3 protein-coding genes and 3 pseudogenes are annotated in these 22,737 nt (G+C 56.7%); 5 read left to right on the plus strand and 1 reads right to left on the minus strand.

The genetic code is table 11. The features are described from left to right. The first annotated feature begins 526 nt into the window (after window positions 1–526). The 4 genes and pseudogenes from K6K13_RS18635 (at window position 527) to K6K13_RS18650 (ending at window position 19,612) form a co-directional block, all read left to right on the plus strand. Window positions 527–15,130 (plus strand): Ig-like domain-containing protein, encoded by a 14,604-nt coding sequence (locus K6K13_RS18635; protein ID WP_222158319.1) that lies wholly within the window; start codon window positions 527–529, stop codon window positions 15,128–15,130. Window positions 15,131–15,200: 70 nt separating this feature from the next. Beyond that, window positions 15,201–16,594 (plus strand): annotated as a pseudogene (locus K6K13_RS18640) (TolC family outer membrane protein). A gap of 63 nt (window positions 16,595–16,657) precedes the next feature. Then, window positions 16,658–18,443: pseudogene (locus K6K13_RS18645) on the plus strand (ABC transporter transmembrane domain-containing protein). 11 nt (window positions 18,444–18,454) lie between these two features. Further along, window positions 18,455–19,612 (plus strand): annotated as a pseudogene (locus K6K13_RS18650) (beta-barrel domain-containing protein). A 37-nt stretch (window positions 19,613–19,649) separates the two neighbouring features. On the opposite strand, the gene uxuA reads toward K6K13_RS18650, so the two are convergent. Then, window positions 19,650–20,840 carry a mannonate dehydratase gene (gene uxuA, locus K6K13_RS18655; protein ID WP_222158320.1) on the minus strand — a complete coding sequence of 397 codons (1,191 nt, stop codon included), beginning with the start codon at window positions 20,838–20,840 and terminating at the stop codon, window positions 19,650–19,652. A 401-nt stretch (window positions 20,841–21,241) separates the two neighbouring features. On the opposite strand from uxuA, the gene K6K13_RS18660 reads away from it, so the two are divergent. Then, complete coding sequence (locus tag K6K13_RS18660) at window positions 21,242–22,726, plus strand: mannitol dehydrogenase family protein (RefSeq protein ID WP_222158321.1); 1,485 nt, start codon at window positions 21,242–21,244, stop codon at window positions 22,724–22,726. Window positions 22,727–22,737 lie beyond the last annotated feature (11 nt).

A 22,737-nucleotide genomic window follows, 5' to 3' on the forward strand; every position in this document is an offset into this window, starting at 1 on the left:
CTAATCACAATATTAGGCAACAGCCTTGAAGTAGGCAAAAGTGAGATAAAAAATTAACAATGGATAAATATTAATATTCATTATGAATACATTACCGCAACACTCCCCAGCGAGAGAGACGATTTCGTCAATACTTAGCTAACAAGATGAATTAATTAAAAAAACACATATCAAGCAGCAATACGTTTACAACACCGCTTAGCGCTATCTTAAGAAATAACTTACATTTTCATGTCGAAACATGTCCAACCGTGTGGATCTTTACAAAAAGCACTCCTATACCTATTACTCAGATGCACAAAAACACCAGCAATACATAACAAAAAACACTCAAAAAATAAGCGATAAGCGCATTTTCTCGCACGTCATCACCTGACGCGCGCACGCGGTTGGCGTGTTTTGTTTCACCTTTTCTTCACCAGGTAATGCTTTAGCGCTCCCCTTTTTCTGGAGCCCCGCATTGAACGGGTCATATCAACGTATATCCCCGTTCAGACCTCAGTGACGAGCGAAAAAAAGGTGAATCATGGAAGAGAACAACGTTGTCCAAGGGTATATCGGTATCACGGATCGCCGCGGCAGTGGAAATGTCATTCAACACGTTTCACCTGACGTAACGGATATCGTATTGCAGCACAGCAGCACGGTGAGAATCCCCGGTTCACCAGACCGTGTTGCTCGCTACGAGCGCCAGGGCGACGATCTCATCTTGCACATGCAGGATGGTACTGTGGTGCGCTATCAACGCTTCTTCTTGCTGGATGCCGAAGGCTACCACAGCGAACTGGTGTTTGATGATGGCACCCGTCTGACACATATTCATTTTTCCAGTGCTCCCGGCGATGCAGCAGCGCTCAGTGCAGGAGAAACCATCGCCCTGATTCCGCAATATGATGTTCTCGCTGATATCAGCACACTGCTGTTACACAGCGCTAGCGCGAACGGACTCTCGGCAGCGGCCATCGGTGGCATTCTCGGTGCCGTAGCACTGAGTGGCGGTGTCATTGCCGCAGCCGCCTCTAACAGCAACGATGACGACAGGCCGTCTACACCACCGCCCTCCCTGACCGTTAATCCATTGACCAATGACAATATCCTCAACCGCCAGGAGTACAGCCAATCACAGGTACTGAGCGGCAGCACCCGAGATGTGGCACCAGGGTCGGTGGTCACGATAGTGTTTAACGGCCTGACCTATACCACACGGGTCGAACAGGATGGCACCTGGAAACTCACGCTGCCAGCCAGCGTATTTGCTGGACTGGAAGATGGCACCTACCCGATTCAGGTCAGCGTCATCGATGCTCAGGGCGGCACTCACCAACAAAGCGTAGCGTTGGGTATCGACACATTACCGCCATTCCTGACAGAAAATATGCTCACTGGCGACAACTACCTCACGGCAGCGGAGCAAGCACAAGGCCAAACTCTGAGTGGACGCGGTGAGGCCGGGTTAACGGTCACAGTGACGCTTAACGGTAAAACCTACACCACCACAGTCGATAGCGAAGGGAAATGGCAGTTGCCGCTTTCCAGTGCTGATTTGCAAGCGCTGAGCGAAGGCACAAACGCGATGACCATCGTGACCGTGGACAAAGCGGGTAATAGCACCAGCATCAGCCGCGAACTGATTGTTGATACTACGCCGCCGACCCTTACGCTACAAAAACTTACCGGCGATGATTTCCTGACCAGCGATGAATTAAAGAACACGCAAACGTTGTCAGGCGTCACCTCACCCAACGAGGCTGGACAGAGTGTTACCGTCACCTTAAACGGCAAAACTTACAGCGCCACCGTCAATAGCGACAGATCTTGGAGCGTGCCGCTGCTTGCTTCGGATTTACAAGCGCTTACCGATGGCACGTATCCTCTGGTCGCGTCTATCACGGACAAGGCGGGCAATACCACGACGCTGCCCGCTCAAACCATTACCGTGAACAGGGCGGTGGAAGCGATTAACATCAACACCGTGTCCGGTGACGATCGATTGAACGCCGTCGAAGCCACACAGCCGCTGTTACTCTCCGGCACCACCGCGAATGTGGCGGCGAACCAAACCATCACCATTACCTTCAACGGGCATGTTTACACCACGACCACCACCAACAATGGCAGTTGGAGTTTCAGCGTCCCCAGTAGCGATTTGGTCTTTAACACCGACAGCAGCTATGACATCAGTGCCAGCGTGACAGGCCTGAGCGGCACCACAATTACCACAACGCATCCCGTCACCGTTGTCGTCAACACGCTGCCAGCCGCAACGCTGGAACCCCCATTTAACGACGGCGTGCTTAACGGCACAGAGGCCGGTCAGGATCAAACGCTGAAAGGCACCACCGGCGTGACCGGGCCGGGCCAGAGCGTTACCGTCAGCATCGGCGGCCAGGCCTATACGGGCACCGTGGATAACAGCGGCAATTGGCAGGTGAAGATACCCAGCAGCGGCTTGCAAAATTTGCCTTCCGGCAACGACAGTACCGTCACCGTAGAGGTGAGCGACGCCGCGGGCAATAAAAATGTTCTGAGCAAACCCGTACCCGTGGATACCACGCCGCCCACGTTGACCCTTTCTCCGGTGGGACAGGATGACATTCTTAACAATAGCGAGTTGGGCGTAAATCAAATCATCAACGGTACGGCCCCCATAAGCGAAGCCGGCCGTACCGTCACCGTCACACTGAACGGCGAAAGTTACTCTGCCATTGTCGACGCCAGCGGTAACTGGCAAATCACCCTGCCAACTACCGACTTGAGCAACCTGACCAATGGCTCCCACACCCTCACGGCCACGCTGAGTGACAAAGCCGGAAACAGCAGCACCCTGACCCATACCTTTACCGTCGATAACGGCGTGACATCCTTACCGACGCTAACCATTAATCCGTTCGCCGGCGATGACATTGTCAATGGCGCAGAAAGCAAGGTCAGCCACCAACTCAGCGGCACCACAACCCACGTTGAAGCGGGCCGTACCGTCACACTGATGCTGAACGGCAAAAGCTATTTCGCGGTAGTGGAAAGTGGCGGCACCTGGCACGTTACCGTTTCGAGCGTTGATATGGCGCTACTGCCAAGTGGCCCGTTGAGCATCACAGCGAACGTCAGCAACCAATCCGGTTACAGCACCAGCGCCAGCAAAGCGATTGAGGTGGATGCCGCAGGTAATGCCATCGCTATCAACATCATTGCCAGCGATGACCTGATCAATAAGGCAGAAGCCGCTCAGCCGCTGGCCATCAGCGGTAACACGGCTAACGTGCCTGCCGGGCAAACCGTTACCATCACGCTAAACGGCAAGAGCTACACCACGCAGGTTCAGACCGGTGGTGCCTGGACGCTTCAGATTCCCAGCGCGGACCTTCAGGCACTCAGCGATGGCAATGCCGCGGTAACCGCCACGGTCAGCGATCCGCAAGGCCAAACCGCCAGCGATCAGCACAATGTGGGCGTGCATATTCATGCAGTGCCCGCACCAACCATCGACACACCGTTTGGCAACGGCTCGCTGAATCTCAACGAGACACACAGCGCTCAAACCGTAAGCGGTAAAACCGGTATCAGCGGTAACGGACAGACCGTGGTGGTAACGCTGGGTGGAAAAACCTACAACGCCACGGTGGACACCAACGGTAACTGGCATGCCACCCTACCCGCCGCCGATCTGCAACAACTACCGGAAGGCAATGCGACCCTTCAGGTTACTGCAACGGATATAGCGGGCAATCACGGTACGGGCAGCTATAGCAGCCTGGTCGATATCACACCGCCGACCTTGACGCTGGGTACCATTGCCACCGACGACACCATCAATATTCAGGAAGCGCAAAGCACACAAACGCTCAACGGCACGGCGTCCATCAGCGAAGCGGGAAGGACCGTCACCGTTGCATTGGGGGGGCAGTTCTATACCACCAAGGTGGGCAACGACGGTAACTGGAGCGTTGACTTACCCTCCCATGCGCTGACATCTCTGCCCAACGGGGTTTACTCTCTGGTTGCCAGCCTGACCGATGCCACCGGTAACGTCACCCAGGTGACGAAAACCATCAAGCTCGATGCCGACAGCGCGATGCGACCGACCGTTACCGTGAATGCCTTTGTGTCAGAAGACAACACCATTAACGCGGCAGACACGCAGGTCAGCCAGATTTTGAGCGGCTCCACCACCAACGTGGAAGCGGGGCAAATTGTCACCATTAAACTCCACATCAGGACCTATTTCGCCACGGTTGACAGTGAAGGCAACTGGTGGGTCACCGTGCCCGCCGACCATATGGCAGCATTGCCGGAGGGGCCGCTTGAGATCACCACGGAGGTGAGCGATACAGCAGGGAACAGCGGCAGTGGTAGTGCCTGGGGGGATGTCGACATCAACAACGACAGCATCTCCATCAGCATTATCGCCATGGATAACCAACTGAACCGGGTAGAAGCGTCACAGCCGCTTACCGTTAGTGGTACCACGGTAAACGTCACCCTCGGTCAAACCGTGACCGTTACCTTAAACGGCGTAGAGTACACCACCACCACGGCGGCGAACGGCAGTTGGAGCCTGACCATTCCCAGTGATGCGCTGTTCGCGCTGCAAGATGGCACGACCGTGATCAATGCCAGCGTTGCCAACCCGGATGACGAACCGGTTACCGCCCAGCGTAATCTGGATGTACACATTCACAATGTGCCACAGCCCTCAATGGAAGCGCCTTTTGGGGATAACGTGCTCAACGCCGCCGAAGCGGCCAGCGGCCAGACGGTGATCGGCAAAACCGGCGTAAGTGGCAGTGGGCAGAGCGTGGTGATCACCCTGAACGGCAAAACCTATCAGGCTACCGTGGATGCGCAAGGCAACTGGCGCGCGGACCTTCCCGCTGCCGACCTTCAAGTGCTCTCTGCCGGGCCGCAACCGCTGCGCGTGACGGCAACCGATGCCGCAGGCAACAGCAGCGACGTTTCCAACACCGTCACCGTTGATCGGGTGCCCCCGACTCTGACGCTAAAACCGATCACCCTCGATGGTGTCATCAATCACGGCGAAAGTCAGAGCGACCAGGTGATATCCGGTAATGCTTCACTGACAGAAGCGGGTCGTAACGTATTGGTGACATTCAACGGCAAGCAATATTCTGCTAGCGTTCAGGCCGATGGGAGTTGGAGCGTGACGGTGCAAAGCGCCGATCTGCAAGCGATGGGCGATGGCACCTACACCTACAGCGCCACCGTCTCCGACACTGCCGGCAACAGCACCACCGCCAGTGGGCAGGTCACTTTGGACGCTAACGTCGCCAACTTGCCCATGCTCACGGTTAATGCTGTAACCGGTAATAACATCATTGACGGCGCTGAAATCAAGGCAGCGCAAATCCTGAGTGGTTCCAGCCTCAATCTGGAAGCAGGACAAGCGGTCACCGTCATCCTGAATGGCAAAACCTACCTCACCACCGTGGACAATCAGGGGCACTGGCAGGTCAGCGTGCCTGCAACAGACCTGGCACAGTTGGCACAAGGGCAGCACCGGCTAGAAGTCAGCGCACAGGATAAGAGCGGCAATCCCTCCTCGGCAACCCACAGCTTCGAGGTGAATACCGCGTTGAGCGGCATCGCCATCGATCCGGTCACCGGTGATGACAAACTTAACCTGAGCGAAGTGGCGCAAAATATCACGGTTACTGGCTCTAGCCAGAATGTGGCGGCAGGCACGGCTGTTATCCTCAGCCTGCACGGCAAAACCTACACCGGCACCACCACGGCAGACGGGAAATGGAGCGTCCAGTTGCCTGCCGCCGACCTGCAACAGTTAGTGGACGGCACGACCACCATCACCTTCAGCACCGTGGACAGTGCTGGCAACACGCTCAGCGGCAGCCACGCGATCGGCGTGTTTATCCACACGCTGCCCAGCGCCACGCTTAACCCGGTATTTGGTGACGGCGTGCTGAATGCGGCAGAAGCTGGCAGTGCACAAACCCTGAGCGGCACGACCGGACGTACCACGCCCGGACAAACAGTAACCGTAACGCTGGGTGGAACAGAACTTGCCGCAACCGTAACGCCGACCGGAAGCTGGAGCGTGACGCTACCGCCTTCTGCATTGCAGACGCTGCCCGACGGCAACAGCCCCGTATCCATTGTCGTCAAAGATGCCGCAGGCAACCAAAGTACCCTGACGCAGACCGTGACGGTCGATCGTACCCCGCCGACGTTAACGCTGGGCAATCTCACCACGGATAATATCCTCAACCAAAGCGAGGTACTGACGGCACAAACCCTCACCGGCAGTGCATCTACAGCAGAGGCAGGCCGTACCGTCACAGTCACGTTCAACGGCAAATCCTATACCGGGGTCGTCGGTAGTGATGGCAGTTGGTCTGTTGCCCTGAGCGCTGCCGATTTAGGCGCGTTGAGCGACGGCACCTACACGCTCAGCGCCACACTGAGCGATACCGCAGGTAACAGCAGCACGGTAACGCGCACCATCACCGTGGATGCCAGCGCACAACATGCCCCGCGGATTACCTTGGGTAATGTGGCGTTTGATAACATCATCGATGGCGCAGAAATTCAAAGTAGCCAGACGCTCAGCGGCACCACGCTCAATGTGGAAGCGGGTCAAACGGTAACTCTAACGTTTAACGGTAAGCCCTATAGCGCCATCGTGCAGTCCAACGGTACCTGGAGCACCACTATCCCGTTGCAGGATATGAGTCAGTTGGTTAACGGCACCCAGACCTTGAGCGCCTCCGTTTCCGACACATCAGGTAACACCGCCAGCGCCAGCCAGCCAATTACCATCAACACCAACACCAGTGGGCTTGCGATAGCCGCCATCACCGGGGATAACCGACTCAATGCCCAGGAGGCAGCGGACGGTATTGCTATCAGCGGCAGCAGCAGTAATATTGCCGCCGGAGCCAGCATCACCGTGCTACTTAACGGCAAAGCTTACTCCGCCATCGTGCAGGCAAACGGCAGTTGGCAAACGGCAACGATCCCGGGTAGCGATCTGACCCTACTGGGTGATGGTCCGCTCACCGTCAGCGCCATTGCCACCGACCAGGTCGGGAAAACCGTCACCAGCAGCCAAACCTTGCAGGTCAATATCAACCAACTGCCGCAAGCCACCCTGGAAGCACCTTTTGGCAACGGCTATCTCAACCAGAATGAAGCACAGGCCGGACAAACGCTGACAGGCACCACGGGCATCAGCGGTGCCGGTCAAACCGTGAAAGTGACGATCGGCAGCGAGATCTTTACCGGCACAGTGAACAGCAACGGCCACTGGCAATTGGCGCTGCCCGCCAACGTTCTGACCCAACTCAGCGACGGCGTAACCGCGATTTCCGTCACCGTCACGGATGCGGCGGGAAATACCTCAACGGTTAACGGCAGCGCCAACATCGATTTGACGCCCCCTGTGCTGACCATCAATGCGATCAGCAGTGATGACATCATCAACATCGCCGACAGCCTGCAACCGCTGGTGATCAGCGGTACTTCTCCCGTTAATGACAGTGGTCAAACAGTAGTGGTACGTATCACCTTTAACGGACAAATCTATCAGGGCACGGCGCTGAGCGATGGTTCCTGGCAAATCACCGTTCCCGCAGGCGATCTGGCTGGCAGTGCCAACGGTATTACCTCGGTTGTCGCTACCATGGTTGATGCGGCAGGCAATACTGGCAGCACCACGCGCGATGTCACTCTGGATACCGATTTCACACAAGCGCCAACCGTGACTATCGGTACCTTGTCAAACGATGATTACCTCAATGCACAAGAAGCCACGCAAGCGCTGACCTTGAGCGGCACCACCACGCACGTTGAACAAGACCAAATCGTCACGCTGACGCTGAATGGTAAACCCTACAGCGCCACGGTACTGGCAAACGGCAGTTGGAGTGTTCAAGTCCCTGCGTTGGACGTTAGCGAACTGCCGGATGGCAAACTTACCGTCAGCGCCAGCGTCAGCGACAAGGGGGGTAACCCTGCCAGCAACAGCCATACGCTGAATGTGATCGCACAACCGGCAGACCTGCCCACCATCGCTATCTCTACCGTTTCCGGAGACGATGTGGTTAACGCGCAGGACGCAGGCAGTCCAATGACCATCAGTGGTTCAACCACCCATGTCACACCGGGGCGCAGCGTTAGCGTATCGCTGAACGGCAAAACCTATCTGGCTACGGTCGGCAGCGACGGCACCTGGAGCACCACTGTGCCCGCCAACGATGTGCAGGCTCTGCCACAGGGCCAGCAATCCATTACCGCCAACGTGAGTGATATTGCAAACAACCCGGCCAGCAATAGCCACAGCATCACCGTGGACACCACGCCACCGCTGCTGGAAATTGATGCGCTGGTGACGCCCGGTGATATCGGCCTGGCAACCGCGTTGGTGGGCGTGCCCATCAGCGGAAAAGGGGAAGCGGGCTTGCACGTGACCCTCACCGTTGGCAACAGCGTTTACACTGCCGTCACGAACAGCAACGGGGTCTGGCAGACTACGCTCTCTGCCAGCGATCTGCTGGCGTTGGGGGATGGCACCGCCACCCTGACTGCCAAAACCACCGACAGCGCAGGTAACAGCAACAGTGATACGCTGGATATCACGCTGAAAACACAGGCACTGCCCACGCTCACGGTGAATACCCTGTTTACCGACAACCAGCTCAATCTGGCCGAACTGCAAGCCGGTGGCACCATTGGTGGCAGCTACACCAACCTGCCGGCCAACACCACGCTCACCATCACCATTGGCAGCTACACCACCACCGGCACCACCTTGCCAGGCGGGCTGTGGAGCGCCACTATTCCGCCCAATGCGCTGTCTGGATTAAGTGATGGCAGCATGCAGGTTAGCATCAGCGCCACAGACAGCGCCGGAAACCCAGCCAGCGTCAGCGGCACACTGGATATCGTCACGCACACCACATTTAACGTGACATTGAATACCCCGTTTATTGACGGCAAGCTCAATGCCGCAGAGGCGGGCGCAGATCAGGTGCTGAGCGGCAGCACCGGCGTCAACGGTGCGGGACAGCAGGTCACGGTCACCATCGATGGTAAAGCGTATGTCGCGACCGTGACGGAGACCGGTTTATGGAGCGTTACGTTACCCACCGCCGATCTGCAAGGCCTGAACGATGGCGCTCACACTCTGATCGTCACCGCACAAGACAAAGCCGGTAACCCCAGCACGCCGCTCAACAGTGGATTTAGCAGTATCGTGGAGGGTGTACCATCAGCAGGCATTACCGTGCCATTATTCAATGATGGCTTCCTCAGTGCCAGCGAGGTTCAGGCAGGCGTTACCCTCAATGGGCAAACCGGGCTTGCCAGCAACAGCGGACAAACCGTCAGCGTCAGCATTAACGGCACGGTCTATCCCGCCACCGTGAATGCCAACGGCAGTTGGTCATTGCCACTATCGAACACCGACTTGTCAGCCTTGCCGGACGGCACGGTCAACGTGGTGGTGACCGTAACGGATAGCGTCGGTAACAGCAGCACCACCACGGGCAGCGCAGAGGCACTATTCCATACTTTGCCAAGCGCCACGTTGGTGCTGCCTTTCGGCGATGGTTATCTCAATCTGGATGAGTCAACTAAACCGCAGACGCTGAGCGGTAAAACCGGGATCAGCGGCAGTGGACAAACCGTGACGGTGACGCTGGATGCAGGAACCGCGAACCAACAGGTATTCACTGGCGTGCAAGTAGACGGTTTGGGCGGCTGGTCGCTGCCTTTGACCTCAACACAATTGGCGGCGTTTACCGAAGGTGGGCATACATTACGGGTGACCGTCACCGACAAAGCAGGCAACCCCAGCAGCGCCACCGTTAACGTTACGGCGGCATTGACGCTGCCCGCACCTGAGATTACCGAACCTTTATTTGGCAGTGACAACATCCTCAACATCGCGGAAGCCAATGCCCCCATTACCATCACAGGCACCACCAATAGCACCGGCAGTGCGCAAAACATCAAGGTCGAGATTGATCTTAACGGCGTGATTTATCAGGCAGTAGTCACGGGCAACACCTGGAGCGTCACCTTGCCAGCCAATGCGTTGAGCTCGTTAGCCGAAAGTGACAACCACACGCTCATTGTGACGGCAACCGACGCAGCAGGCAACACGGCCAGCGACACGGTAACCTTTGAAAACGATTTCCATGCGCCCGCCGTTACGCTGGACACCCCGTTTGGTGACGGTTATCTGAATGCGACGGAAATTGCCGCACTAAGCGGTAATGCCGGTGATGCCACGCGGGTCATGGTGACTATTGGCAGTAATCCACCGATTGAGGCCACAGTCACTAACGGTCAGTGGTCGATTAACGCGGCCCAATTGAGCGGGTTGGCCGATGGAACACAAACCCTGACGGTCACCGCCACCGATGCCGCAGGTAACAGCGCCAGCGTCGATAGTCAGATACATATCGCGAGAACACTCCCGACGATTGCTTTCGATGCTTTTGTTGGTGGCAATGGGCTGGACTATGTCGAAAGTCGCACCGCACAGACCTTGAGCGGTACCTCAACCAGGTTGGAAGTCGGGCAAAAAGTGACCATCACGGTGAATGGCCACAGTTATGACACCAATATTGGCGTCGGAGGAAGTTGGTCGGTGTTAATTCCGGCCTCGGAGTTGCAGCAGTTCACCGTTCCGACAACCACGATCGCGGTAGAAGCACAGGATAAAGCAGGCAATACGGCTAACCAGACGTTAAACGTTCCGGTTGATTTCAGCCTGCCGCCAGTGCCAACCATGGTGATTAACGCCATCGCTGATGACAACATTATCAATCTGTCGGAATCACAAAACACGGTCACCGTGTCCGGGGTATTGCACAACGGCACTAACCCGCAACTCATCAATATGGTGATAAATGGCAATATATATACAACTATGACCGCGCCCAGCGGTATCTGGAGTATGGATATTCCAACGACGGAGAATATCTTCACTCAAAATGGCACCGTGGCGATCACAGTATCCACAACGCTGGAATCACCCGTCGTCCAATCCAGCACCAACGTTCAAGTCGATATCACGCCACCGACGGTCACTATCACCAACTTCTCCGGCGATAACACGCTCAACAATAGCGAACTGGCAACGGCGCAAACCATCAATGGCACAGCCTCCTTCACCGAGGTTGGGCGCTTTGTCTCTGTGACGCTGAACGGGAAAACCTATCAGGCGCAGGTCCTCGATAATGGCAGCGGCACAGGGGGAGTTTGGTCGGTTAACGTTCCTACCGCCGATCTCAATGCGCTCAGCCAAGGACAGCATCCGATTACCGCAACGCTAAAAGATGCGGCAGGCAATTCCACCGACGCAGCGCCGCTTATTATCAGGGTTGATACGGAAATCCCGCTGCTCACCATTGATGCCTTTGCGGGCAACAATATCCTCACCATGGCCGAAGCGTTGCTGGGGCAGGTGCTGAGCGGTAAAGGGGAAAAAGGGGCTACGGTAACGCTGACAGCGGGCCCGCTCACCAGCACTCCGGTAACGGTAGATAACGACGGAAACTGGCAGATTCCCTTTGCATCCATTGATCTGACCACACTCACCGACGGCCCGCAGGTGATCGGCCTGACCATTAAAGATGCCGCCGGTAACAGCAGCAGTACCACCGTGACCTTAAACGTGGCGCTCAACCAAACGCTGGGCGCAGGCGTTGACGATATTTTCGGTAACAACGGCATCCTCAACTATGCCGAATCGCTGATAACCCAGGTCATCAGCGGCCACGCTACCGGCAGCTCTCTCGGTGCCAAAGTCAGTGTCACCATTGCAGGCACCACGCTGGAGGCTACCGTCGGTGCGGGCGGTGCCTGGAGCGTGTCATTCCCTCCGACGCTGCTCTCCGGCCTCTCTGACGGATTGTTGCAGGTAAACGTTGCCATTGTGGACATCAATGGCAACAGCAAGAATCAACTGATCGACATCGATGTATTACGTTCTGTGCCAACCCTCGATTCCGTTCTTGCCTTTGGTAATAATGGCCTGAACGCGGTTGAAGCGGCCGCCAACCAAATCATCAGCGGCGTGGTAGGCAATATCGATCTCACCAAAGGTGCCTTTAAGATCGAGGTCACACTGGGCACCAAAATCTATAACACTACCGTGGGTGTTGGCGGCGCGTGGAGCCTCTCTATCCCCTCGCTGGATTTAAAAGCCTTGCAGGACGGTACGCTGGCGCTCGGCGTTAGCGTTACCGATTACGCCGGCAACGTGGTCAGCAAAACCGTTAACGTACCGGCCGTCATCAATAACCTGCCCAGCCTGACGCTCGATCCTATTTTCGGTGACGGGCTGCTCAATCTCGGCGATCTGCTCAACAACCAGACGATCAGCGGCACCGCGCTGAATCTGGTGCCCGGCACACAGCTGACGATTGATTTGGCCGGCGTACGAACGTTGGCCGCAACGGTCGGGGCCGACGGTAAGTGGAGTGCCAGCGTCGGCACCGATGCATTAGCACTGCTACAAAATCTGGGCAACGGCAATGTGACCGTCACCGTCAGCGCCAGCGACAGCGTGGGCAACAGCGTTTCACTCGGCGGCGGGTTAACCCTGGGCTTCTCGCTGCCGGTGGTGACGCTTAATCCCCTTTTTGGTGGCGATGGCTTCCTCAATGCGGCAGAAGCGTTGGTCGCTCAAACGTTGAGTGGGGTGGTCACCAATGCCGCCGTCGGATCGCAGGTTTCCGTGACGCTGGGCAGTAAAACCTTCCAAACCACGGTCGGCGCCGCCGGCGCCTTCAGCCTGACCTTGCAGCCCGCCGATCTCGCGGCACTGGTCGATGGCATCGTCTCAGTGAAGGTGGACGTTACTAACGCGAGCGGTAACACCGGTTCAATCAGCCAAACCATCACGTCCATCACCAAAAACTTACCGACCATCAGCCTTAATTCGCTGTTTGGCGGTGATGGCTATCTCAATGTGGCGGAAGCCGCGCTGAGCCAAATCCTGAGCGGTACCACAACCAATGCGGCGGAGGGATCAAAAATAACGCTCACCCTTGGTGGACTCTCGCTGGACACCAACGTCGGTGCTGGAGGGGGGTGGAGTATCCCCGTGTCGCCAACGCAGTTGCAATCATTACTGAACGGTAACCTGACGGTCAACGCAACGATCACCGACGCTGCGGGCAACAGCGCCAGTGCAGGCCTGACGGTGGCGCTCACCCCGCCAACCATTACCTTCAACCCGCTGTTCGGCAATGGCATTTTGGATCTGAACGACCTGCTCAGCACCCAAATCCTGAGCGGGACAACCACACAGGCCGCAGCGGGTACCACCCTGACGTTAACCCTTGGAGGAAAAACCTACACCACAACCATCAATGCGGGCGGCGGTTGGTCCTTGAACCTGCCCACCGTGGATCTGCAAGCCTTTGCAGACGGCGCTCTGACAGTCAATGCCCAGTTGACCAATGCCGCAGGTAACAGCATCAGCCAAAACAATCTGGTGACGGTTGCCATCAATGCTGCACCGACCATCACCCTCAATCCACTGTTTGGCGGCGATGGTCTGTTAAACGCCGTAGAGGCAGCAACCAGCCCTATCATCAGCGGTACCACCACCAACGCAGTGGGTTCAACGCTGCGTGTCACGCTAGGCAGCAGAACCCTGACAACCGTGGTACAAAGCGATGGCACCTGGTCGGTGGGTTTGTCCGCCACCGACCTCACTGCGCTTACTGACGGTACTCTGGCGCTGGGCGTGGCACTCACCAACCCGGCGGGCAAAAATGTCAGCGTCAGCACCAACGTGGGCATCGGTATCCATAATCTGCCGACACTGTCGCTGGGTTCCCTGTTCGGTGATGGCTATCTCAATCTGACGGAAGCGCAAGTCAATCAAACCATCAGTGGGACGGTCAATAACGCGGTGGGCGGCAGCATCCGCGTCAACGTCGGTGGACTGGTGCTGAACGTCCCGGTTGCCGCCAATGGCACTTGGAGCGTAAGCGTACCGAAGGAGAACCTGCTCAATATTCTTGATGGCAACCTGAACGTGGGTGTGACAGTGACCGATCGCTATGGCAACAGCACCAGTGCCAACGGCACCGCGATTGTCAAAACCCATGCACTGCCGCAATTGGGGATCGATCCGACCACACTGTTAAGTGCGCTGAGTATTATCACCAACGGCCTGGCTATCCACGGTGAAAGTCGCAATGTGCAGGCTGGCGCGCAGGTCTCCGTTTCACTGCTCAAAACCAACTCGGTGCTTAACGGCGTCACCCTGACCGGCACGGTGCAAGCCGATGGCAGTTGGACCGCCCGGTTGGAAAGCTCACTGCTCGCAACGCTGGGGCTGACAGTGCTGAACATCCTTGCTGTCCTGACCGGCACCTTAGTCTCGGCCTCCGTCACGGATATCGCCGGTAACGGCGTCGGCGTCTCTGCCGGGCTGACGACCGGGATTTCACTTCCTCTCACGTTCGCCAGCCTTGAGAGCCAAAGCCTGGCCCTTGAGGAGAGTGGCGTCTCTCTGGAAACCAGCCACACGGTTGCGGTTGCGGCACGTCACGAAACCAGTACCGAGCATAACGACAGCACCTTGACGCTCGCCAGCCTGAACGAGGAGCAAAGTACAGGTGCAAGTGCCACGGTGACCACGCCGAATGATGTTAGCTACAGCATCGGTGGCGTTGCTATCGTAGCCACGGACAGCAACACGCTAACCGGCAGCGACGGCGATGATATGCTTCAGGTATCGGTACTTGACGCGCTTCACATCGACGGCGGAGCTGGCACCGATACGCTGGCGCTGAGTGGCGAACATCTGGCGCTGGATCTCACGGCGTTAGGACTCAGCATCGATAACATCGAAATCTTCGATCTCGGGGCTTCCGGTACCAATAGCATCACGCTTGATTTGGCACGCGCGCTGTCGGTCACCGATAAACCGGAAGACGATTTGCGCATCCTGGGCGCGACGGGTAACGAGGTCAATTTGATCCCCGATCCCAGCGGTACCTGGGCCTTGGCTGGGCAACGGGCGCTGGATGGCATGATGTTCGATGTGTATCACAACTCGGCATTAGAGAGCGGCAACACACTGGGAGATGTGCTGGTGCAGCAAGGGCTGCACGTCAACATCGTCTAATAACAAAACGGAAGCAGCCACCACAGGCACGCCGATGCCTGTGGTGCACATGACGGTCAGGGTGTTGATAATGTTGAACGTTAAGCGATCTTTTTTTGTCAGGAATGACATTTTTCCGCCATGCACAGGAGCAGCCTTACGCCGTCTTGGCCTGCTTTTTCTTTTCACCGCCACGCTCGGGGCCTCCCCCGCGTTGGCACAACAACTGGGGGTAACCTGGCAGGCAGCGCCCAGTGAACAGCAGATCGACAGCCTGAGCCTGGAGCAGGCCATTCTGCGTGCCTTTGCCCGAAATCCACAAATCGCTCAGGCGGCAGCGCAAATCCGTATCGGTGCCAGCGAATTAAAACTGGCGGAAAGCGCCTGGATGCCACAGATTGCGCTGAACGGCGGCATTGGTCGACAAAACCAAAGTGATACCTCCGCCACGCGCGGCCGCACCACCTCAGCGGGCGTCTCGTTAACCCAGCTTATCTACGATTTTGGTAAAACCAGCGGCAGCATCGACGAACAGCATCATCTCTCAGAGGCTTACCGTTACCAACTCTACAGCATCATGACCGGCGTCGGTCAACAAACGCTGCTCGCCTATTTACAGGTCAAGCGCTATCAAACGCTGTCGGCCTCGGCAGCGCGGCATATCGCCTCGCTGGAAGCCGTGAAAGCCATCGCGCAAATGCGCGCGCAAGCCGGGCTGAACTCACAATCCGATGTGTTGCAGGCCGAGACGCGCATCGCAGGCACGGTCGCGACACTGGAGCAATATCGCGCACAGCAACGCTCCGCACTGGCGCAATTGACCGTGTTGACCGGCGTGGTGCCAGCGCAGCTACCGGATTTGCCACAAACGCTACTACAGCAAGAGATCACCTTACAGGCGCTGCCTTACGAGCAAAGCGCATTGGTGCGCAGCGCACAGTCGCGTCAGGAAGCAGCCCGCCAACGTATCAGGCAGGCAGAAGCCAAACATTGGCCCAGTTTCTCGGTACAGGCGGCGCGCGCACGCAACGATACCCGCAATCGCGCCTACTGGGACGATCAAGTACGGCTGCTGGTGGAAGCGCCTATCTATCAGGGCGGCGCCGTGAGCGCACAGATTGATGCCGCCCAGAGTGCACGCGAGGCTGCACAGGCTGAGGTGGAAGCCGCTAAGCTGGATATCAACCAACGCGCGGCCACGTCCTATGCCGATATGATCGGCGCGCAGCAGCGCCAAAACGCCAGCTCACCAGCGCCAACTATACCCGTGATGTCTATCGCGACGAATATCGCCTGAGCAAACGTAGCCTTAACGATTTGCTCAGCGTTGAGCAGGACGTCCTTCAGGCTGAAAACGCCCGTGCAACCGCGCAGTTTGACGGCTGGGATGCAACGGTCAACTACGCGGCTGCCGTCGATAATCTGCTGGATATGCTCGGCATAGAACGAGACAAGGCCAATGGCGATCGGCTGCCATCGCTGTAACGCCCACGAAAGTAACGGCGTAAAAAGTGGCTGATAACCACGCGTTTACACACAGGAGAGTGCATGACTGCGTCTGCTACCACAGAAATATGGATCGCCGCGCTGGCAAGAACAGCCGCACATTATGGGCATGTGATTGATGTGCGCACCGTTGCACAGCAGATGCGCTGGCATGAACAACTGCCGCTGCCGCGCAAGCTGGAACAGATCGCACGCCTGATGGGCCTACACACCAGCCTGTGCCGCTGGGATCGCCTACGCTGGAGCCCCGGTATTCTTCCGGTGCTGGCCGCCGCGCATGACGGCAGTGTGCTGGTCATCGAAGCCATCGATGAAGACCAGAATTTGCTGTACTGGCGCAGCGACGGCGGCGATTTGCAGCGCAAAATCGACAAAGAAACGCTGCAATCGCAGATTCAGGACACGCTGGTACTGACAGGCATTGCCGAGCGCGGCCGCGATGCCCGTATCGATGATTTCGTCAAACCCTACCGTAAGCACTGGTTCTGGCAGCACTTTGCCCATGCCAAACGGCAGATTGGTGAAGTGGCGCTGGCCTCTATCATCGGCAATGTGCTGGCGCTGGCGGGCATTCTGTTTTCGATGCAAGTTTACGACCGCGTTATCCCCTCACAGTCGATGCCCACGCTGTGGGTACTGTTTGGTGGCGTACTGCTGGCCGCCGCCATTGAATACGCGATTCGGTTATCCCGCACCGTGATCTCCGATTTGATGGGCAAGCAGATCGACCTGAGCGTTTCCGGCATGCTGTTCGCCCGCGCATTGGCTATCAAAAACGAAGCGCGCCCCAAATCTACCGGCTCCTTTATTTCTCAGCTACGAGAAATCGATCAGGTCCGCGAATTACTGACCTCGACCACCGTCGGCGCGGCGGCAGATATGCCTTTTGTGCTGCTGTTTCTGGCGCTGATGTCATTTGTTGGCGGCCCGCTGGTGTTTATTCCCATGCTGGCAATCCCGCTGATTGTCATTCCCGGCATCTTGCTGCAATGGCCGATGGCGAAACTGGCTAAAGACGGCATGCGCGAGAGCGCGCTGCGCAACGCGGTGCTGGTGGAATCGATTGAGGGCGTCGAAGACATCAAGGCACTTCAGGCAGAACCCTATTTCCAACGGCAGTGGGAACAAACGCACGAGGTGAGCGCAGCCGTCGGCATGAAGCAGCGCCTGTGGGGCGCACGTCTGACCGGCTGGGCCTCGACGGTACAGCAACTCACCTATGCTGGCATGTTGGTGTTCGGTAGCTAAGCTGCTCGCCGGGCAGGCGACCGCCACGCGCGGCAAAATAACGCTGGACGGCGTCGACATGGCGCACATGGATCCGTCAGACATGCGCCGCCAGGTCGGTTTTCTTTCCCAGGATTCTCGGCTGTTTTTTGGCAGTCTCAGGCAAAACCTGATGCTGGGCAACCCCCACGCCAGTGAGCAGGAATTACTGGCAGCACTGCGTATCAGCGGCGCGCTCAGTCTGGTGCAGCAGGATGCCTCCAGCCTTGAGCGCATCATTCAGGAGGGTGGACGCGGCCTGTCCGGTGGACAGCGCCAGATGGTGCTGCTAAGCCGTCTTATCCTGCGCAATCCGCAGATCGTGCTGATGGATGAGCCCACGGCTTCTATGGATGAGCAACTGGAAGAACAGGTCATTCGCCAGATGAAAAGCTGGCTGGAAGGACGCACGCTGGTGTTGGTGACACACCGCCCTGCCCTGCTCAAGCTGGTTGACAGGCTGATCGTCGTCGACAACGGGCGCGTTATTGCTGATGGTCCAAAAGAACAGATACTTAAGTCGGTCAGTAAACCGCTTGATAATGCGCAGCAGGTCGCCTGAGGGAGAAAATCATGAACAAGACGCTGTTCAGCGCAAAAGGGAAAGCCTCCTCCAAAGTGATTTGGTTGACGCTGCTGGGGTTGGTGGTATTTTTCGCCTGGGCGAAAATCGCCATTCTCGATGAAGTCACCATCGGCAGTGGCAAAGTCACCCCCTCCACGCGTGCGCAAGTGATTGAAAGTCTTGATGGTGGCGTAATCGATAACCTGTACGTCCAGCAAGGGAATATCGTGGAAAAAGGCCAGACGTTGGCGCAATTGGACATCAACCGCGCCCAGTCCGTCTACGGAGAGGCCTTTTAGCGCGTCACCACCCTGCGCGCCTCGGCAGAACGGTTGCGCGCGGAACTGAGTGGAGAGCCGCTGCGCTTTAGCCAAGAGACATTGAAAGATCCCAATCTGGCGGCGCGCGAACGCCAACTGTATGAATCCCGCCTGCGTAACCGAGATGAAACCGTGCTTAACCTGCAACAGTCCATGCAACTGGTGGAGCAGGAATTGAAAATGACCGAACCGCTGGTGGCACGCGGCGCTGCCAGCGCGGTCGAAGTGATCCGTCTGCGGCGACAAATCAGTGAAATTCGCGGCAAGATCGATGAAGCACGCAATCTGTATGCCGTCAGGGCGCGCGAAGAGCAGGTAAAGAATAACGCCGATCTGGAAGCACAGTTGGAAGTGGTCAACGGAAAGGCCGACCAGCTACGGCGCGCCACCCTCACCTCCCCGGTGCGCGGTATCGTCAAAGATATTCAGGTCACCACCGTCGGCGGCGTACTGCAACCCGGCGGCAAGTTGCTGGAAATCGTACCGCTGGAAGACAAACTGCTGATTGAAACCCGCGTCAATCCACGCGATATCTCCTATATCCGCCCTGGATTGCCTGCCATTGTAAAAATTACTGCTTATGATTCATCCATTTATGGCGATCTCAACGGTGAAGTGGAAAGCGTTTCACCAGACACACTGCAAGATGAAGTACGGCGCGATCAATATTATTACCGGGTGTATGTGCGCACGCTGGAGAGTGGGTTGACCAATAAAAACGGCGACCGGTTTGCCATTGTTCCCGGCATGATGGCCAATGTGGAGATTAAAACCGGGCAAAAAAGTGTACTCGATTACTTGATCAAGCCGCTGAATAAAGTGAACGAGGCGCTGCGTGAACGCTAGCGCCTCATGGGCGTATTGCTACGGAGAAGCTGCCGTATTACAGCAGTTCAGGGAAGAACACTTGCTTGAGTGCCAGCTCAACGCCGCGCACTTCAGCAAGCCCTTTCAGACGGCCGATAGCCGAGTAACCAGGGTTGGTTTTCTTCTTCAGATCGTCGAGCATCTGATGACCGTGGTCAGGACGCATCGGAATCGGACGCAGATCGCCCGCCGCTTTACGGCGTGATTCTTCCGTCAGGATCGCTTTCACCACTGCCACCATGTTCACGTCGCCGCCCAGATGCGCTGCTTCGTGGAAGGTTTTCGGGTTCTGCTCACGACAAGTCGCACGCAGGTGGGTGAAGTGGATGCGATCGCCAAAGGTTTCGATCATCTTGACCAGATCGTTATCGGCACGCACACCGTAAGAACCGGTGCACATGGTGAAACCGTTGTGGATATTGTCCACGGTCTCTTTCATCCATTGCATATCTTCAATGGTGGACACCACGCGCGGCAGCCCCAGAATCGGACGCGGCGGATCGTCCGGGTGGATCGCCATGCGGATACCCGCTGCTTCGGCAACCGGTACGATCTGCTTGAGGAAGTAGCCTAAGTGTTCACGCAGCTTGGCATGGTCAATGCCGTCATATTCCGCCAGACGTGCGCGGAACTGATCCAGGGTATAGCCCTCTTCCGCCCCCGGCAGACCGGCGATGATATTGCCGGTTAAACGCGCGATATCCGCTTCCGTCATCGCTTCAAAGTAAGCGGCAGCCTGCGCCTGCTCTTCATCGGTGTAATCGTTCTTTGCACCGTCACGTTTGAGGATATGCAGTTCAAACGCCGCAAACGCGATTTGATCAAAGCGCAGCGCTTTGGAGCCGTCCGGCAGTTGGTATTCCAGATCGGTACGCGTCCAGTCCAGAATCGGCATAAAGTTGTAGCATACGGTGTCGATACCGCACTGCGCCAGATTGCGCAGTGATTGCTGGTAGTTAGCAATGTAGTGCTGATAGCGACCCGTTTGCGTTTTGATATCTTCATGGATCGGTACACTCTCGACCACCGACCACACCAGACCTTTGGCTTGCAATTCAGCTTTACGTTTTTCGATCTCTTCGACTGTCCAGACTTCGCCATTCGCAATGTGGTGTAACGCGGTTACCACTCCCGTCGCCCCAGCCTGACGGACATCGTCCAGAGAGACAGGATCGTTCGGGCCATACCAACGCCAGGTTTGTTCCATCTTTATTACCCTTAATCAATAACTTGTAAAATCATCTCTTGCGCTGTTCCCCGTCCACGGCAATCGCTACGGGACGACAGGTCATCAATATCACCAACCAAAGCGGTAAACAGGCCGACCAATTTTGTTTATCATTCCAATGACAGCCTACACCAGCCGGTGAAAAGCACCAACAAGAAAACAAAACAGGTTGACCAATATCACCAAAATAATGCTTTTTGGACAAACAAATTGGCTTTTAACGTGGAAACAAGTACAGTTTTGCGTGAAACTTTATACAGAAGCGTCTTTTTACATTATTTGGTCAGGCCACTTTTTACCTTGCTCTCCCACAATCTCCACCGTCAAGGGCGAGTGAACGCGCTAACGCATGATGGCCTACCGTACTCAGGGATATTGTTATGACAACGTCGACCACCGCAACGCATCACGCCACCCTTGCCAACACCCCGCTACCAGAGGCCGTACGCCAGCCGCAGTACGATCGTAGCGCACTGACCAGCCGCATGGTGCACATCGGCTTTGGAGCGTTTCACCGTGCGCATCAGGCGCTGCTGACCGACCGCGTACTAACGCAACAAGGCGGTGACTGGGGCTACTGTGAAGTGATCTTGTTTGGCGGTGAAAGCCTGATTAGCCAATTGCGTGAGCAGGACCACCGCTATACCGTGCTGGAAAAAGGGGCAGAAGGCAGCCAAGCCATTGTTATCGGCTCGGTCCACGAATCGCTGCATGCACGTCTGGAAGGCATCTACGCTGTGGTGGAAAAACTGGCAGAGCCGCAAGTTAGCATTGTTTCCCTCACCGTAACCGAGAAAGGCTACTGCATCGATCGCACCAGCGGCGGCGTAGACATTAATAACCCGCTGATCAAACAAGATTTGGAATTGCCGACCGCACCGGCTTCTGCACCGGGTTTGCTGGTAGAAGCACTGCGCGTGCGTCGTGAACGTGGCCTGAAACCGTTTACCGTGCTGTCTTGCGATAACATGCCGGAAAACGGCAACGTGGTGAAACGCGCGGTGCTGGAGCTGGCACAGCTGCGCAGCGCAGAACTGGCGCAGTGGATCGCAGCCAACGTCACCTTCCCCAACACCATGGTGGACCGCATTGTGCCTGCCGCCACGTCGGAAACGCTGGCTGAAGTTGAGCAGGCCATTGGTGTCGCCGATCCGGTAGGCATCGCCTGTGAGCCCTTTATTCAATGGGTGGTGGAAGACAACTTTGTTGCAGGTCGTCCGCAGTGGGAAGTGGCAGGTGCACAGCTGGTGAATGACGTTCTGCCGTTCGAAGAGATGAAACTGCGCATGCTCAACGGTAGCCACTCTTTCCTGGCCTATCTGGGCTATCTGGCTGGCTATGAACACATTAATGACTGTATGGCCGATGCCCACTACCGCCGCGCGACGCAGCGCTTGATGCTGGAAGAGCAGGCACCGACGCTGCACGTTAACGAAGATTTACCGGACTATGCCGCACAGTTGATTGCCCGCTTTGCCAACCCGGCGCTGAAACACCGCACCTGGCAAATCGCCATGGACGGCACGCAGAAGCTGCCACAGCGTATGGTGGAATCCGTGCGCTGGCATCTGCAAAACGGCAGCGATTACAGTTGCCTGACACTGGGTATCGCTGGCTGGATGCGTTATGTGGGCGGCGTAGATGACGCGGGCCAAACCATCGACGTACGCGATCCGATGGCAGCACAGTTGCGCACGGTCGTCGATGCAACACAAGACGGTGCAGCACGCGTACAGGCCCTGTTAGGATTAACCGCAATCTTCGGCGACGATCTGGCAAACAACGAAGAGTTTGTGCGCCGCCTCACCAAAGCGTACCTGCTGCTGAGTGAGAAAGGGGCGAAAGCGGCGGTATCAACGCTGTAACATCCCCGCGT

The organism is Symbiopectobacterium purcellii (assembly GCF_019797845.1).
GTDB lineage: Bacteria > Pseudomonadota > Gammaproteobacteria > Enterobacterales > Enterobacteriaceae > Symbiopectobacterium > Symbiopectobacterium purcellii.

Coding starts and splice junctions, on each gene's coding strand:
- K6K13_RS18660 (WP_222158321.1), top strand. CDS start 21,242: ATGACAACGTCGACCACCGCAACGCATCACGCCACCCTTGCCAACACC.
- K6K13_RS18635 (WP_222158319.1), top strand. CDS start 527: ATGGAAGAGAACAACGTTGTCCAAGGGTATATCGGTATCACGGATCGC.
- uxuA (WP_222158320.1), bottom strand. CDS start 20,840: ATGGAACAAACCTGGCGTTGGTATGGCCCGAACGATCCTGTCTCTCTG.